The organism is Streptomyces herbicida, from assembly GCF_032656585.1.
GTDB lineage: Bacteria > Actinomycetota > Actinomycetes > Streptomycetales > Streptomycetaceae > Streptomyces > Streptomyces herbicida.
This window is the reverse complement of sequence record NZ_JAUYWJ010000085.1, coordinates 1-1,471: the sequence shown is the minus strand read 5'-3', so window position 1 is coordinate 1,471 and position 1,471 is coordinate 1. Positions and strand designations below refer to the sequence as shown.

The window sequence follows — 1,471 nt, the reverse complement described above, 5'->3', positions numbered from 1 at the left end:
CAATACCGGTAACTTAGGGGCAATCTGGTCGTTGTTGTGGTGTGCCAAGAGCAGGTCAACTGAAGTCATCAGGTGGGCGACTGTCGGATCGGGTCGCGGTCGGGGTGCTGACACAGGCGTTTCCTCAGTCGCTGGTGGATGAGGTGTTGGCGGAGACGGGTCGGGTGCAGCAGCGGAACCGGCTGTTGCCGGCCCGGCTGGTGGTCTACTTCGTGTTGGCGATGTGCCTGTTCTCCGGGGAGAGCTATGAGGAGGTCGCCCGGCTGCTGACCACGGGTTTGCAGGGTGCGCGGCGTTGGCGTGCATCGTGGGTGGTGCCGAGTACGGCGGCGATCTGGAAAGCCAGGTCTCGGCTGGGGGTGGCGCCGATGCGGCAGTTGTTCGCGCGGGTGTGCCGTCCGGTTGCCACACCGGACACTCAGGGCGCCTTCTACCGCGACTGGCGGCTGACCGCGATCGACGGCACCACATTTGACCTGCCCGACACGAAGGCGAACGTGGAGGCGTTCGGCCGTCCGCCCCGCTCCGGGCGGGGTGAACAGGACGTCGGCTATCCGCAGTTGCGCATGGTCGGCCTGGTGGAGTGCGGCACCCACGCCGTTTTCGACGTCGCGCTCGCAGCTCTTCGCACCGGAGAGCAGACTCTGGCCCGGGCGGTGCTGGGGTCCCTGCGGCAGGGGATGCTGCTGCTGGCCGACCGCGGCTTTTGCGGCGTGGACCTGTGGCGCGAGGCAGCGGCGACCGGGGCGGACCTATTGTGGCGGGTCCGCAAAGACCTCGTGCTGCCGGTGGTCGAGCAGTTGCCGGACGGCTCGTATCTCACCGAGATCTTCGACCGCAGCGACATCCACCACACCCGTCGTGGGGTGCCGGTACGCGCGGTGGAATACACCGTCGCCGGCCATGAAGGCGTCTACCGGCTCATCACCACGATCCTCGACCCGGACAAGGCCCCGGCCGCGGAACTGGCCGCCCTCTACGCCCAGCGATGGGAGTTCGAGTCCACCCTCGACGAAATCAAGACCCACCTCGGCGGGCCACACCTGGTACTGCGCTCGCAACACCCTGACGGGGCCGAGCAGGAACTTTACGGCTTCCTGCTCGTCCACCACGCCATCCGGCACCTCATGCACCAGGCCGCACGGCAAGCCGACCAGGACCCCGACCGGATCTCCTTCACCCGCTCACTGCGCGTCGTGCGCCGCCAGGTCACCGACCAGGCGGCATTTTCCCCCCGGCCGACTCGCCCGCGCCATCCAGGCCACCCAAGCTGAACTCCTCGAACGCCTCCTGCCACGGCGACGCCGCCGGGCCAACCCCCGCGTCATCAAACGCAAAGTCGCCGGCTGGCCGCTCAAACGCGCCGCCCACCGCGTCGCAGACCGCCCATGTGTTCCGGCCGTCACCATCGTTGGCGCCACCAAACCCAAACGGGTCAAGCGGACACCAAAGCCCTAAGTTACCGGTATTG

1 protein-coding gene is annotated in these 1,471 nt (G+C 67.6%); it reads left to right on the top strand.

Features of this window, described 5'->3' with window-relative positions:
• Nucleotides 1-41 precede the first annotated feature (41 nt).
• Entirely contained in the window at nucleotides 42-1,274 is a 1,233-nt protein-coding gene (locus tag Q8A52_RS48820) for an IS4 family transposase (RefSeq protein WP_316765150.1), read from the top strand.
• The last annotated feature ends 197 nt before the right edge of the window (nucleotides 1,275-1,471 follow it).